General features: G+C 50.9%; 13 protein-coding genes and 1 pseudogene. 1 reads left to right on the forward strand and 13 read right to left on the reverse strand.

Annotated elements, in window-relative coordinates; genetic code table 11:
- Window positions 1-10: 10 nt before the first annotated feature.
- From ACMYSN_RS04885 to ACMYSN_RS04945, 13 genes and pseudogenes are all read right to left on the reverse strand, one after another.
- Window positions 11-160, reverse strand: coding sequence for an SDR family NAD(P)-dependent oxidoreductase (locus ACMYSN_RS04885; RefSeq protein WP_462497234.1), 150 nt, complete (start codon window positions 158-160; stop codon window positions 11-13).
- Window positions 161-380: 220 nt separating this feature from the next.
- On the reverse strand, window positions 381-629 hold the full coding sequence (locus ACMYSN_RS04890) for a DUF4282 domain-containing protein (RefSeq protein WP_123753868.1): 249 nt from the start codon (window positions 627-629) through the stop codon (window positions 381-383).
- 196 nt (window positions 630-825) lie between these two features.
- Window positions 826-993: pseudogene (locus tag ACMYSN_RS04895) on the reverse strand (isocitrate/isopropylmalate family dehydrogenase); the annotation flags it as partial.
- Between the two features lie 366 nt (window positions 994-1,359).
- The gene (locus ACMYSN_RS04900) at window positions 1,360-1,614 is read right to left on the reverse strand and encodes a hypothetical protein (protein ID WP_462497235.1); all 255 of its coding nucleotides are present in this window, start codon (window positions 1,612-1,614) and stop codon (window positions 1,360-1,362) included.
- A gap of 56 nt (window positions 1,615-1,670) precedes the next feature.
- Entirely contained in the window at window positions 1,671-3,017 is a 1,347-nt protein-coding gene (locus tag ACMYSN_RS04905; RefSeq protein WP_462497236.1) for a hypothetical protein, read from the reverse strand.
- Window positions 3,018-4,580: a VWA domain-containing protein gene (locus ACMYSN_RS04910; protein ID WP_462497237.1), complete on the reverse strand. Its 1,563-nt coding sequence runs from the start codon at window positions 4,578-4,580 to the stop codon at window positions 3,018-3,020.
- Entirely contained in the window at window positions 4,577-5,587 is a 1,011-nt protein-coding gene (locus tag ACMYSN_RS04915) for a vWA domain-containing protein (protein WP_462497238.1), read from the reverse strand. The genes ACMYSN_RS04910 and ACMYSN_RS04915 overlap by 4 nt, the downstream gene beginning before the upstream one ends.
- Window positions 5,580-6,047, reverse strand: a complete 468-nt coding sequence (locus ACMYSN_RS04920) for a DUF4381 domain-containing protein (protein WP_462497239.1) — start codon at window positions 6,045-6,047, stop codon at window positions 5,580-5,582. Before ACMYSN_RS04920 ends, ACMYSN_RS04915 begins: the two co-directional genes overlap by 8 nt.
- A 1-nt stretch (window position 6,048) precedes the next feature.
- On the reverse strand, window positions 6,049-6,981 hold the full coding sequence (locus ACMYSN_RS04925) for a DUF58 domain-containing protein (RefSeq protein WP_462497240.1): 933 nt from the start codon (window positions 6,979-6,981) through the stop codon (window positions 6,049-6,051).
- A gap of 4 nt (window positions 6,982-6,985) precedes the next feature.
- Entirely contained in the window at window positions 6,986-7,984 is a 999-nt protein-coding gene (locus ACMYSN_RS04930; RefSeq protein WP_462497241.1) for an AAA family ATPase, read from the reverse strand.
- Between the two features lie 81 nt (window positions 7,985-8,065).
- On the reverse strand, window positions 8,066-9,532 hold the full coding sequence (locus ACMYSN_RS04935; RefSeq protein ID WP_462497242.1) for a DUF1254 domain-containing protein: 1,467 nt from the start codon (window positions 9,530-9,532) through the stop codon (window positions 8,066-8,068).
- A gap of 27 nt (window positions 9,533-9,559) precedes the next feature.
- Window positions 9,560-11,083, reverse strand: coding sequence for a DUF1254 domain-containing protein (locus ACMYSN_RS04940; protein WP_462497243.1), 1,524 nt, complete (start codon window positions 11,081-11,083; stop codon window positions 9,560-9,562).
- An 882-nt stretch (window positions 11,084-11,965) separates the two neighbouring features.
- The gene (locus tag ACMYSN_RS04945) at window positions 11,966-12,379 is read right to left on the reverse strand and encodes a tail fiber domain-containing protein (RefSeq protein ID WP_462497244.1); all 414 of its coding nucleotides are present in this window, start codon (window positions 12,377-12,379) and stop codon (window positions 11,966-11,968) included.
- A 477-nt stretch (window positions 12,380-12,856) separates the two neighbouring features.
- On the opposite strand from ACMYSN_RS04945, the gene ACMYSN_RS04950 reads away from it, so the two are divergent.
- Window positions 12,857-13,939, forward strand: coding sequence for a DUF1254 domain-containing protein (locus ACMYSN_RS04950; protein ID WP_462497245.1), 1,083 nt, complete (start codon window positions 12,857-12,859; stop codon window positions 13,937-13,939).
- The last annotated feature ends 19 nt before the right edge of the window (window positions 13,940-13,958 follow it).

Genomic DNA, 13,958 nt, shown 5'->3' on the forward strand with positions numbered 1-13,958 from the left:
TCCTGGCAAGCTACTGACTTCCTGCCTGTGCGCCCTTTTCCAGCGCCTGACGTGTCGGGGCATTCGCCAGCACATTGTCACCTCGCTGTACAAAGGCCTGAGCGATAGCAAAATTAATACCACTTGATGCACCGGTGACGACGACGGTTTTCGTTTTCATTATAGTTTCCTGGGTTAGTTATGACTTCAGGGAAACTATAATAGCGGTATACAGGAGGTTGTACGGCTGCGGAATGACATCAGTAATGACATCATGGAATAAATGAGAGAAGCGAAGGATTCCGTACATTTACTGCATAAATAATCACAATTCCTTTCGATAACGGGGCGAAAATACGCATCGCCCAGTTAAAGGGATTAGCTCTAAAACAGGAAAGCTATTACTTTGGCTGTTCGATGTTCTCTGCAATACGGCGCAGATACTCATTATTCTTGAAAGCAATCATGATGAGTTCAAAAGTGACCCGACAACCAATCAAACTGAAAATCGTGCCAAAAAAGCCTGCGATAAACTGCCCATTAAACATCGAAAAAACGCCGCCGACGATGATAAGGACCATTAATAGCCAATACAAAAACACCAGCACTTTAGGGGTAATTAAATGGTCAAAACCCAAAAGATCTTTCATTTTAACTCCTGTAAAAAATAAACTTCATCCAAAAGAAAAGTGAATATACGAAACACATTTCAAAATGTAAATATTTATTATTTGAACAATGAGTTTTCAGAAGTGAGACGGTGTGCATCTACCGGCAGGCCACAATTTGAAGGCAAAAAAATGGGAGCCCAATCGGCTCCCATTATTGTTTAACCCAGAGGCTGGATTACATGTTCGCGATGATTGCGTCGCCAAACTCTGAACATTTCAGCAGTTTAGCGCCTTCCATCAGACGTTCGAAGTCATAGGTCACGGTCTTAGCAGCGATAGCGCCTTCGGTGCCTTTAACGATCAGGTCTGCGGCTTCGAACCACTGCATGTGGCGCAGCAGTAGTTAAAGGGATACATCATTACCTTATGATTTAAATGAAAAAAGTAGGATTTCACTAGTGTAGACAAGTTTTTTAACCGTCTTGCTAACCCATTGATATTCAATAACCGATTTTGGGTTTTGATAACCATTTTTTAAGACAGATGCCGGGATAGACACACATTCATAGCACCAGCAAGTCATCCTCCCGCACGTTGATGAGCGCATGTGCCACACCTCCACAAACTTCCACATCATCCATTACCTCTTTTTTCCATGGTTATGCAATCAATGGATAGCTACAGTGCCATTGGGGCGCCAGGGGGTCTGCGCAGAGGTGGAGGTTAAAATCATCTCATACCGATTAAAACGCCTCGAGAAACTGGCCTCTTATGGCTGGTTTTTTGTACGGGAAGTTAATGGTGTGAAACCACCGTCAAAAACTGATCGTAGGCAATGATCCGGCCCCTCTGAACGTACAGTATTGATTAGAAAAATTCCGACTCCCTTCATCCCCGCCTCATTCAGAGCCTCACCTTCTATTGCCTCCCCATCTTTTGTTACAGATGATCGTCCACGGATCTTGGCAAATGCTACCTTCCCTTCACTTCTGATCAAGACCATGTTTTCCTGTTTATCTTTCATAGGCAAATCGATAACTGCATACCCACAGTCTGTAACTATTGTACGAGTGTTAGCATCTAAACCCGGGAAGAACGACCATTGACCTCAGGTAATTCACATGGTGACAGAAACCTCCAGCGCTTTTTCTCTTTGCCGACACGTCGTTGCTGGCATAATGCGCTAATCAGCGCAAAACGATTCGGGAACTCACCACCTGACTGGCTGTATGCCGCCACAGCCCATTGACTGAAGACAGCAGCATCAGCGCTTTTCTGATCTATATGCGTGGCCTGCCAACTCTGGTAGCGCTGGCGCACCGACCCACGCTCTGCCCCTGCGAGCATGATATGCAGACAGAGCAACAGGAACTTCGTGCGGGGTGAACGTTTTATCCTGTTTGCCCAATGCCGTAGCCTGATACTCAGAGTGTGAGACAGGTGTTTACGAAAGACGGTAAGCATCAACAGCAGGACGATGCCCGATACAATGAACCACCACGTCTTCGCTGAGAGCATCGACAGGCGTTCACCCACCGATAAAGAGATGGCAGGCTGTGCCACCTCGGTACTTTCACTCTTCAGAGTGAGGCCATCGACGCTGGTCGTCCGGAAACGCTGATGCTGCGTGTCATACCAGCGGATCTTCAACGGGTTTAACGTCAGCGTGCCGGATGACTGAGGAGCGTAAAACCAGCGTTCGGTGCGGGTGCCGCCGATAAACTCATCGTAGTTCAGCGTATCTGTTGTCTCAGCTTCATGTTGTGCCACCTGCGGATCAACAGACAGTTCTGGAATAAGCTTCCCTTGAACGCCCTGTGCTTCGATCAGGATCTGTCGTTCTATCAGTTGACCATTTTTCAGAGTGACCTTTTTCAGCGCATCGGCATCCAGCGTCTGCTCTTGCTTATCTGCGGTTAATAAAGAGAACGACTGCCTGATTTTCACCTCGGTTGCGGGGAGAAAATGCGCTATATCGCCAGCCCCTTCCGGCATAGCCACCTCAACGCTCACCGCAGGCAGCGGCAGCGTCGGGGAGTCTTGTCGATCGGGATAAAGCGTAAGAGAGGTGGGCGACAGCGCCAGCGTTCCTTCACTGAGCGGCGTTAACAGATAGTTCTGGGTCGCCCCCCGTTGGGTAAAGTTGCTCTGCGGACGCTCAAGGGAAGGCGACAGCATAAACAGCGGCACCACCGTCGCCCCCGGCATATCCCATTGCGGATACTGAGGAAACCAGTTCACTTTTTCCGGCATCCACACGGTGGCGGTGAGCTGGATGCTCTGTTTCGGAACCAGAGTGGTGGGTGGCGTTTTATGCAAATCCTGAATGGTGCTCAGGTTCAGCGTTGCTTCCCAGCCTTCGCTGTTCTGCTGGGCAAAAACGGAGCTCGCGCACAACAGACTGAGTGCAATACCACGCTTAAGCATTTAGCGATCCCCCTGCGACTGCAAAATAAATAGCGACTTGAGCATCTCTTTCGGCGAGGTATTCACCTCTTTCATCCAGCTGTTCAGCTCGCTGTCGTTCATGTTTTTTGCCGCACCGGGCTTCTCTGTGTTGCTCTTTGCATGCTGTTGTTCAATCTTCATAAAGCTGAAGTTAGTGTGATTATCCGCTTTCTGCCGGGTTCCCTGCTTTTTACGCATTTCTTCCAGCATCGCCCTTACGGTTCGGGCATTAGTTTCGGCTTCTTTCATCGATGGGTCGAGAGATAAAGCTTGCTGATAATAATGCAGTGCAGCCTGAAACTGCTGCATCTGAACCAGGCTGTTCGCCAGGTAAAAGTTGCCCTGCGCAGTGTTCACATTCCGGAATGCTGCAGCGGCAGCCTGGTACTCCTTAGCCTGATAGAGCGCCCGTCCTTTGCGGTAGTTGTCCTGGTAGAGGTTTCCAGCGGCGAGATACTCTTTCTTATCCAGCGCCTTTTGCCCCAGTTGGTCAGGCGTCCACCACAGATGGTTCCAGTCAGCTTTGGCCGGTGGCATCCAGAGCGATGCTCCCAGCACCAGCGGTAATAACACGGCGGCGACGGAAAGATGACGGAATAGCACTAATGCAAGCGGCAGCATCAACATCAGTAGCCAGTAGCCGGAATCCTGCCAGCGCCAGCGGCTGCTCTCATTTTGCGCCTGCTGGATGTTGTTGCGGATTTGCCCAACCAGCCAGGTCAAATCGCCTTCATCCGGGGTCATGCTCAGCACAGGAATACCGGCTTGCTTGAGGGCTTCAAAGCGGGCAAAGGGTACTGCGGTAGTGGCGGGCTGATTGATGTTGTAGGGAGCAAAACGCAGTGCGCCGCCATCAGGCGTACCAGTGACCAGCACTTCTAGCGCCGGGAACTGCTGGTGAAACAGGCGCATCGCCGCATCATCCAGCGTCGATAAGGTATCGGTCACCACCACGATATTGATCGGCAGACCGCTATTTTTGGTGCTTTCCTCGGCCAGCGAAAGCGCGGCCTTCAGTGCTGATTCAGGACGCGAGGCCGTTGGCATGATGTCAGGCTCCAGCGCTGGCAGAAACAGGCTGAAGAAGTCGGCGTTTTGCGTGAGCGGGATCACCAGATGGGCGGTATTGGCCCAAGCGATCACCCCGAAGGAAGACTGCGGAAGTCGCGCCCGCAGCGCGTCGATTTTCGCCTTTGCCGCCCAGTTGCGATTTGGCACCGCGTCTCCGGCATACATTGACGGGCCGTTAGAGAGAACGATCATCACTGCCGCCTTGTCGCGTAAACCTTCCGGCATCTGCTTGTGCCAGCTTGGCCCTGCCAGCGCCACAATACCGACAGCCAGTATCAGCCACAGCACATTAATCGCGCTCCACACTAACTGTCCTCGATGCTGCTTAATTAACGAACCGGCCAGCTTAGAATCGATAACCTTGAACCATTCAGAACCGCCTTGCTGACGACGATGGGCAATTAGCGCAGCTATCGCCACCAGAACAATCCCCACCAGCCACCAGGGCCGCAAAAAATGCAGATCGCTCATGATTGCATCCTCCTGGTACACAAACAAAACGCCATGATGATAAGTCCGGCAAGCGCTGCTCCCAGCGGCCAAACAAATAGCGCCTGGCGATAAGACCAGCCGAGTTTTTTCAGTTTATGCGGCGTCAGGCTGTTGATGGCCTGGTAAACCTCACTCAGATCTACCGCTCGCCCATCGACCTTGTGGAAGGTGCCACCGGTTTCACGGGCAATTTTTTGCAGCAGCGGCAGGTTAATGCTCTCTTCATTGCCGCCCGCCAGCGCAATGGTATGAATAATCAAGTGTTCTCGTTTTGCCAGTCTTAAGGCCACATCCGGCGGTAGGGTCGAGGCTGTATCTTTGCCGTCGGTCAGCAGAACCACCATCCGTTCGTTGCCTGCGTTCTCATCGTTTGTGCTGCTAAGGCTGCTGTACATTTTGATGGTGCTGCCGATGGCATCGCCAATGCTGGTCTGCGGCCCGGCCATCGCAGGACGCAGATCGTTGATGCGCTGCAGCAGGACCTGATGATCTGCACTCAGTGGGGCAAATGGATAGGCTTTACTGCCGAAAACCACCAGCCCGATATTGTCTTCCTTACGGTCGGAAATAAACTCGCGCACCGCATTTTGCATCGCCACCGCCCGGCTCAGGGTTTTGCCCTGGCTGTCCTTCATATCCTCCGTGGCCATCGAGCCGGATACGTCCAGCACCAGCACGATGTCTCGCGTCGATCGCTCTTCAAATTGCAGAGGCGTCACCCACTGCGGACGCGTCGCCGCAAAGACCAGGCACAGCCAGATAAACGACCACAGCAACAGCAGCGCACACCTCCCCCGCGCCGTTGAACGCCCGACTACCGGCGCACCTACCAGCAGATTCGGCAGATTTGGCACTCGCACGCTGTAATGATGAGAGGCTTTCGGTGTGGGTAGAAACTGAAGTAGCGAAGGCAGCGGAAGCGCCAGCCAGAGCCATACCCACTGAAATTCCAGCCGCTGTATAAGAGAAAGTGCAGTGTCAAACATCGGATAGTTCCTTCAGCCAGCGGCGGAACGCGTCTGCCACATCGGCGTTGTCCTGCGACGACAGCGTCCTTTCACGGCGGTAATGCTGGCGTAGGAGCGCCTGTCGGGCATCCTCAGCAAGATCGGGCAACTGCATCAACAGTTGGCTATCGCTAAGGGAGAGGAACTCGTCAGCAGCGAGATGCAAACGCGTTACGCGCTTGATGAGAACAAACCACTCGTCCGCCGCACCGCTAAGCTCCGCTTCGCTCGCTAGCTCCTGGGCCTGACGACGCCAGAGTCGGCGCTGGTACCGGTGCCAGTAATAGAAGCTCACGGCCAGAGCAAGCAGCAAAAGTGTCAGCACCAGCAACTTCCACGCCAGCGTTTCCGGAAACATGCTGACGGATGTGGGCAGCGGTAGTTCTGCCAGGTCCGGCATATCGATGCCGGAGAAGGTATTCAGTTGCGGGTTACTCACCTTACTTTTGCCCGTTCAGTAACAGCGCGTCCTGAAGCTGTTCATTAGCCAACTCCCAGGTCGTCAAAGGGTGGGTTGCGATGCCAATTTTCGACAGGCGTTGCTGCAAGACGGAAAGATTCTCCTGCGCGCGATCGGCAATGTGCTGGCGCTGCTGTCGGGAAGAGAACTGGAGTTCTGCGACCAGCCCTCCCCAGGTCGATAAAAACTCCCCGTGAGTCGGCCAGGCGTGCATGATGCCGTCATATACTGGCAGTGCCACCGTTTGTGCCAGGGCGGCAATATCGCTCATTTGCTGCCATGTAGCTTCGCTGACGTGGTTAAAGTCGCTGATCATCGCCACCAGCGCGTTGGTAGACATCTGGCGACGAAGATGACGAACGGCCGTCAAAAATTCGGCTTCCGCACGGGTCTCGTTGGCCTCAGAAGAGAGGCGCTGATTTGCCTGAACCAGCTCAGTGAGCAGGCGAATAAGGTGCCCACGATGGTGGCGCGGAGTGAAAACCTGAGCCTGCTGCTCGGTCAAGATGATCAGCCCGTAAGGCTGTTTTTTATGGTGTGACATCCACAGCAACTGCGCGGCCACCCGTACGGCAAGCACCGATTTAAGCTGGCGCTGGGTGCCAAAGAACATATCGTTGGTTTGATCAACCAGCACAAAGAAGGGACGCTCACGTTCTTCGTTGAAGACACGAATGAACGGAACACCACGCATCCTTGCCGTCACGTTCCAGTCGATATCACGCACGTCATCACCCTGCTGGTAGTGGCGTATCTGATCGAACGCGCCGCCGCGCCCGTTGATGCGCGAAGGGCGATTCCCCTGCAATAACTGGCTGGAGATACGGGTAAATGAGCTGGCCATCTGGCGGGTAGTCGCTCCATAACCCACCAGTTCATCAAGCGTGACGTAAATACCTTCCTGCAGGTTCATGATTTTAGCCCGCCACCGTCAGTTGCAGGATCCGGGCGATCGCCTGCTCAACTTTGACACAAGAAGCCGCCGCCTGGAAAGAGAGCACCAGACGGTGCCTCAATACGTCACAGGCAATCGCCTGCACGTCGCCGGGCTCGACAAAATCACGGCCGGCAAGCCAGGCATGAGCACGCGCGGCGCGCTCCAGCCCCAGCGTGGCTCGCGGGCTGCCGCCAACACTCAGCCACTGAGCCAGCTCTTCGTCATACTCAGCCGGATGACGGCTGGCGTTGATAATGCCGACGATGTAGTCCTTCACCACCTCACTGACGTGGATCTCAGCCACTTCGCGCCAGGCCTGGTAGATCACCTCTTTGGCGAGTTTATCATCCGCTTTATCAGCCGATTTTACTGCCGCGCTATCGCTGTAACAGCTCAGTTGCTCTCTGCGAACCAGATCGAGAATCGTTTTCTCACTTTCCGGCGAAGGGTAATCCACCTCTACTTTCATCAGGAAGCGATCGAGCTGCGCCTCGGGCAGATTGTAGGTCCCTTCCTGCTCCACCGGGTTTTGCGTGGCCAGAGCCATAAACAGCTTCGGCAGCGCGTAGGTTTTCCCTGCTACCGTAATTTGCCGCTCTTCCATGGCCTCAAGCAGCGCTGACTGCACTTTTGCAGGCGCACGGTTGATTTCATCGACCAGAACCAGATTGCCAAACACCGGGCCTTCACGAAACTGAAAAGACTCATTCACTGAGGCGGCATCCGGCATATAGATTTCGGATCCGGTGATATCTGCAGGCAGCAGATCCGGCGTGAACTGAATACGGCGGAATGTGGCGTCAAGATTTTCGGCAAGACTACGAATGGCTCGGGTTTTTGCCAAGCCCGGCATCCCCTCCAGCAGCAGGTTTGAGTCGCAAAGCAGGCAAATAATGATACTGCGCACCACCTTTTCCTGACCGATAATGGCATGCCCCATTTTTTCTTCGAGGGCAAGCACATGGGAAAGGGTATTCATGATTTGAGCTACTCCTGGCGTAAACGATACGCCTGAAAGCAAATCACCCTGGCTTGCAGGATGATTCACTAGATTCAACAACTACTTATCAACGCGCTCGAAGTCGGTCAGCGCCCAGCTCTTATCGAAGAATTTCTCCGTTGGACCGTAGAAGCGGAAGTAGTTAAACCAACCTTCGCCAGGCTTAGTCTGTACCCAGTTCTGCTCGTAGCCTTTCACCGGTTTTGGTCCGAAATAGAGGTCAACAGAACCATCGTCGTTCACCTTCAACCCCTGTTTATTGGAAGAGACGTCCGGTGAGTGTTCATCGTTAATGATCAGCTGACGCTCTTTTTCGTCATACACGGTTGCGGACCAGAACTGCTTCACCGGCACATTGGCAGGAACGTGCAGCTTATAGGTATGCTCACCAGTCAGCCAGTTACCGTCTTTATCCTGGTAAGCCACGATATAACGCTGGCCCACACCCGGGGTCTGCGTCAGCATCGCTTTCGAGACTGAAACGGCCTCGTAGAACCAGGAAGCTCGTTCGTCGAACTGATCCCAGTTAGGCATACGCTGATCGACGGAAACTGTCAGAGCGTGTTTCCAGTGGGTACCCTTCCAGAAGGCTGGCTCCCAGCGCTTTCCGTAATTGTTGGCTTTTGCCATGGCCTGACCCACGACAGAAGCCTCTTCCAGTAGCTTTTTCTGCTCCGGAGTTGGATTAAATGGTTTGCCTTTTTCAATACCCAGGAAGCGCAGATGTTCCAACATGAAGCGGTCGCGATCTTTTACGGTTTCAGTCTGAACCAACTGATCGACCAGCTTCCAGTACTCCATGCCTGTAGCCGGGGTTTGGCTCCATTTTTTCACTGGCGCAGGCACTACGTGGATTGCTTCACCCTCTTTACCGTCTTTCCAGAACGAGGTGGTAATGTCCGGAACAATGCGTTTCACGGCTTCAGCTTTATCTTTATCCAGCAGACGTACGCCGAAGAAGACCACGTTACTTGGTGAATGAATCACGTTGTAACCTTCAGGTGGCGTTGATGTGTCACCTGGTGGCAGTATCAGGTATTTTCCGCCTTTACCTGCATCCGGGCCGACAACGCCCAAATCGCTCAGTACGCGCTGATCAACGTCCATCACCATCCCGGCCATCAGACCCTGAGGTAGCGTCAGAACCATTGGGCCTGTTTTAGACAGATCCGCCAGGGTCAGGATGTACGGCGTAGTGTAGTTCGGCGTCAGAATCCCCTGCTTCTGCTCCTGAGAAACATAGGAAGCCATATGCCCGTCAGGGATACCGAGAATGTCGGTCTGCGCATTTTTCCACTCGATGATACCGATGGCAGGCAGGCCCCACATATAGGCCTGCGTGGCGCGCATAAAGTCCATCTCATTTGTAAGCTTCGCCATGGTCGACGCGGTTGGGTAACCGCCATCAAACTCCAGTTTTCCAATACGGGTGTCCTGGGTTTCCATGGTGCCTGCGAAGGCCTGAGCACTCAGCGCCAGCAGGCTACCGCTGATCAGGGAGACAAGAAGTTTCTTCTGTAATGTCATGTTCAATTACCTTAAAGGATTTGATGTTTAGTTGATTTCTTCAATATCACCCGGTACCCAGGAGCCTTTCAGGGCCGCTTCTTCAGGGGCATACAGGCGAAGAATGGAGAAGAAACCGCGTCCAGGCGCCGTCGCCAACCAGTTTTTCTCTTTTCCTTCCGGGGCTTTTGGCCCGATATAGAGATCGGTGCTGCCATCTGCGTTTTGTACCGGCCCGTTAAGCTTACCGAGTGACGGGAATGGCTGGCTGGTCGCCAGACCAGAAGCATTTTCCGCTTCATAAAGGGTCAACGACCAGAAAAGACGAGCAGGAATATTCGCTGGCAAATGGAGTTTGTAGGACTTGTCGCCGTCAAGCGGCTTACCCGCTTTGTCGTTGAAGCCGATCATGTAGTAAGCCCCTTTACCCGGCGTCATGGTGACCATGCCTGGGCTCAGGGAGAAGTAGTTGGTGAAGAACCAGGTACGGGCATCAATGTCGAGGAAGCCCCCCTGTTTTGCTTTCCAGGTGAGATCCGCCGGCTGATTTGGCCAGTGGGAGGTCATGTTGTTCACCGGGTTCAGCCACTGACGATCTTTATAGACGTGGAAATCGACTCCGTTAATGCCGTTCTGGAAGCTGATTGCGCGGCTGGTTTTGTAGGCCGTTTTAGCGGCATTATCCAGAATATCGTGGTTACGCTGAGAAGGTTTGAAAGGCTGGCCCTGAGTGATACCAATGCCTGCCAACATGCCTAATGAGTCCGGTCCAGCAAGGTTCGAGCCTTCCTCGTCCACAATACGTTTCAGCTCTTCAAAGGCGCTGAAATCGCTGCGTGGTAGCATGTTCAGATCATGTTCGGAAGCATCCGGGAACTCCATCTTCTTCGCATCGTCTTTGTGGCCGAGCGGGTAGAACACAGATTGCTCAAGAAGTTTTACCGGTGGCGAAATGTCATCCAGACTTTTGTAGAAGGCGCGCAGGAAAACGAAAATATTGTTGGTCGTCGAACGGTAAACGTAGTATCCCTTCGGTACTTCTTTTTTATAACCCGGTGGTAGGATCAGGAATTTCCCGCCTTTGCCACCGTCAGGACCCGGCAGGCCGACATCCCCCTGATACTCCATGCCGTCCACTGGCATTGGGCGCTGCCAGAAATCGAGCAGGATCCCTTGCAGGCCAGGAGGCGCCTCAAACACCAGTGGTCCGGTTTTAGCCAGATTTTCAAACATCACGCCATAAATCAGGTCGGAGTTGGGTGTGGTGATCTTGGTTTTCGCATCCAGACGTTTTTTCCAGATTGGCATGATGTTGTAACCGGTGCCAAACGCCTGCTCAGCGCCATCGCGCATGCCTGCTGTATTCAGCAGTGGCATTGCCCACAGGTAGGACTGCGATGCACGCTGGAAGGTCAGTTCCTGCATCAGCGTGTCGGCGGTCGAAACCGTTGGGCGGTTTTTTTCCATCGGCAGGTTGGCAAGGTCCTGAAAACGATCGGCCATGGCCGACGTAGAGAAAAGTATAGCCGCCATTACGCTGGTGCAGGCGGCTAACTTGAAGCGAGTTGTCATTCTATTTTCTCCGGAGAAGGAATGATGATTTTAGCGGTTAACTAAATCGATCAGTTGTTGTTTTTTCAGCACAAAAGGCCAGAAATCATTAAGTTAAAGCCTAGGATACGATGTTGAAAACGCAACACGAATTTTGCTTTCTTCGCCGTTTCTCTTCGATGAATGAAGTGCATCTGCTCTGTTAAAATGAGTAGTACTCATCCCCCCCAATAGATTCTTTGTTCTGAAATGAGAAAGGGGTAATAAGTTTTAATTGAGGCCATTGGCGTCATACGAAGTGTGTGTACTGTAATTTAATTTGGTGAAAATAAAAGTCCACACAGAGACTTTTATAATAAATCCAGCTCCACACACATCGATTCAGACAAAAAAATTAGCATTGAAATCAAAAAAAATGGAATTATTGGTGATGGGTGTTTTTAGATGTGAAATTTATCGTAAAAATTAAATACACCACATTATGTCGACAGCATTAATAACAACAACGCTCGCTAGCCATTTAATAATTGAGCTAATTTTCAGCTGTAACCAGATAAGCAGAATTATTTTCTATTTTTTATTTTTAAAATAAGCAACAACTACAAATGATATACCGAAAATATGTCTTTTGGGAATTTAGAGTGACCTCACCCATTTTTACTCTTTAACATCTCTGTAGTCAAACCAATCTAGTTTCCGTAATTCCATGAACTCTATATACTATATTGCCCCAGTAGATAAATCGCCACCTGCATTATGGCTTGATAAATTCGGCTACTCACAGTTCTTATCGAGCTCACACTGCTGCAGAGCTAAGTAATTGGTCACAAATCCGTTATCTTCCGTAGGGCGAGTTATTACGAAACTATCGTGGTGGGCAAGATGACCACCAGCCGACTTAAATTAGTTATGTAATTTCTCTTCCAATGCTGATACTCGTGCCTCCAGTTCCTTGTTATGTGCCAGCAGTAGACCAATCGCCGCCAGTGGATCGATGGACTTAGTATCATCGCTCATCGTCTGGATAAGGTCTGGAATAACCTTCTCCGCCTCCTGTGCCAGAATCCCGAAGCTGTATGTCTTACCGACTGAGTATTCCGTATTTTTGAACTTGTAAGATACCGGTCGCAGTTGCTTTATCACGTTGGCGGCCGCACCAGGAACCGCATCACTTATATCTTCCTTCAGACGAATGTCTGAGTTGAAGAAGTTCACACCACGCGCCGACCCGTCAACGTAGATCTCAAGATAGTTCGCTTCGATAACTGCCAAGAGTTTAACTCTATGGTGATGTGCCTCATATAGATCTACTTTCATTTATCGCCCCGTTGTTTAATCTCAAATTTATATTGAACAAGTGGAGAGATCAAAAAATATCGCTATATAACAATCTGTTACTGGCGCCGGCGTCAATATGACGAGCATTGGCATTATGCCGATTTAGCTTCTATGCAAGCGTCCATCGAGAACCGTATTGACGAAGATTACGCCGCAAGTAGATCGATACCCTCTCATCTCAGTGACCTGAAAAGAAGAACAGCCAGATGTTTTGTCTTCGATGCTTCATTCCATTTTTATTCCGGTCGAAGTGACCAGATTGGTATGTGCATGCCATGAATTTTCGACTGGCATATGCTTCAGCCGATGTTCGAACACGGTTCCATTATCAGGACTATTCTGGCTTGAAAAGAAGGTTCCCTCCTCGGGTTTACATTTAAACCCAAATTAACTCACGACCCCATTAATATTTGACTATTCTTTTCAGTAAGTTCGTCTAATTATACTGGAAATATTATGAAGAAAATTCTTTGCGTTAGTGTCCTTGCTTTGTTCGTCAGTAACGCTTGGGCGGCTGCGCCTCTCAGTCTGGATAAAGCCCGTGAACTGGAAACCTCATTGCCAGGCAAAACAAATGTGAGTGTCACACCAGAAAACTATGCGTTCGCTGAACTTGATATGTCGATGAATGCGGAAGTAAAGCATGGTGCAACCAACACCTTCTACCATCACAGAATGCCGATGGAAATCGACAAGCAACCTGCTGTGTTGATGAATCGTGACACACTGTATTCTTTTGCCATTATCGATGCTTCCCACGGTGCAACAGTACATGTTCCGAAGGGGGATGGCCGCTACATCTCGTTGCACATCATGGATCACGACCATACGACCGAGCATGTCTACTATGGTGCGGGTGACTACAAGATCGATCCTGCTAGGGCGACTAATTTCGTTGTACTGAATATCCGTACTCAGGTTAACCCTAACGATCCAAAAGACATCGAAAAAGCGCATCAAATCCAGGACCAGTACAAAGTCACCTTCCCTGATGGTTACACACCAAAGGCATTTAAAGCGACTGACTGGAACAAAGCTGAACTGAAAAAACTGCAAACGCACTATCGTCAGTTGGCGGATAAACGTGGTGTAAGCAAAACAATGGGCGCACGTGGTAAATATCCGCAAGAAGATGTAAATATCGGAGCCGCAGTCGCCACGGGTTTATTGCCTGATAATGCAGCCTGGTATTCCTTTAACACCTATAAAGTCAGTAAGGATGTTTGTTACACCGCGACCTATGCAGTGCCGGGTATGGCAAAGCCTGACCTCGGATTCTACTCGATGACTATCTACGGTGATGATCTTTATCTGCACACAGAGAAAGGTTCAAGCTTGTCCAATAAAGAGCTGAAGCTAAATCCAGATGGAAAGACGTTCACGATGCATTACGGTACAGCGGAGACCTGCGGGAATAATGCGGAAAACCTGTTAATTGCTCCAACGGATAACTGGACGCTGGCATTGCGCGTTTACTTCCCGACGCAGGGCATTCAGGACAACACCTATAACCTGCCTGAACCAAAACCCGTTAAATAACGTTCAGTATTAACCCCAA

Origin of the sequence: Klebsiella sp. R445 (genome assembly GCF_051131755.1) — a bacterium.
GTDB lineage: Bacteria > Pseudomonadota > Gammaproteobacteria > Enterobacterales > Enterobacteriaceae > Klebsiella > Klebsiella lignicola.

Coding starts and splice junctions, on each gene's coding strand:
- ACMYSN_RS04885 (WP_462497234.1), bottom strand. CDS start 160: ATGAAAACGAAAACCGTCGTCGTCACCGGTGCATCAAGTGGTATTAAT.
- ACMYSN_RS04890 (WP_123753868.1), bottom strand. CDS start 629: ATGAAAGATCTTTTGGGTTTTGACCATTTAATTACCCCTAAAGTGCTG.
- ACMYSN_RS04900 (WP_462497235.1), bottom strand. CDS start 1,614: ATGAAAGATAAACAGGAAAACATGGTCTTGATCAGAAGTGAAGGGAAG.
- ACMYSN_RS04905 (WP_462497236.1), bottom strand. CDS start 3,017: ATGCTTAAGCGTGGTATTGCACTCAGTCTGTTGTGCGCGAGCTCCGTT.
- ACMYSN_RS04910 (WP_462497237.1), bottom strand. CDS start 4,580: ATGAGCGATCTGCATTTTTTGCGGCCCTGGTGGCTGGTGGGGATTGTT.
- ACMYSN_RS04915 (WP_462497238.1), bottom strand. CDS start 5,587: ATGTTTGACACTGCACTTTCTCTTATACAGCGGCTGGAATTTCAGTGG.
- ACMYSN_RS04925 (WP_462497240.1), bottom strand. CDS start 6,981: ATGAACCTGCAGGAAGGTATTTACGTCACGCTTGATGAACTGGTGGGT.
- ACMYSN_RS04930 (WP_462497241.1), bottom strand. CDS start 7,984: ATGAATACCCTTTCCCATGTGCTTGCCCTCGAAGAAAAAATGGGGCAT.
- ACMYSN_RS04935 (WP_462497242.1), bottom strand. CDS start 9,532: ATGACATTACAGAAGAAACTTCTTGTCTCCCTGATCAGCGGTAGCCTG.
- ACMYSN_RS04940 (WP_462497243.1), bottom strand. CDS start 11,083: ATGACAACTCGCTTCAAGTTAGCCGCCTGCACCAGCGTAATGGCGGCT.
- ACMYSN_RS04945 (WP_462497244.1), bottom strand. CDS start 12,379: ATGAAAGTAGATCTATATGAGGCACATCACCATAGAGTTAAACTCTTG.
- ACMYSN_RS04950 (WP_462497245.1), top strand. CDS start 12,857: ATGAAGAAAATTCTTTGCGTTAGTGTCCTTGCTTTGTTCGTCAGTAAC.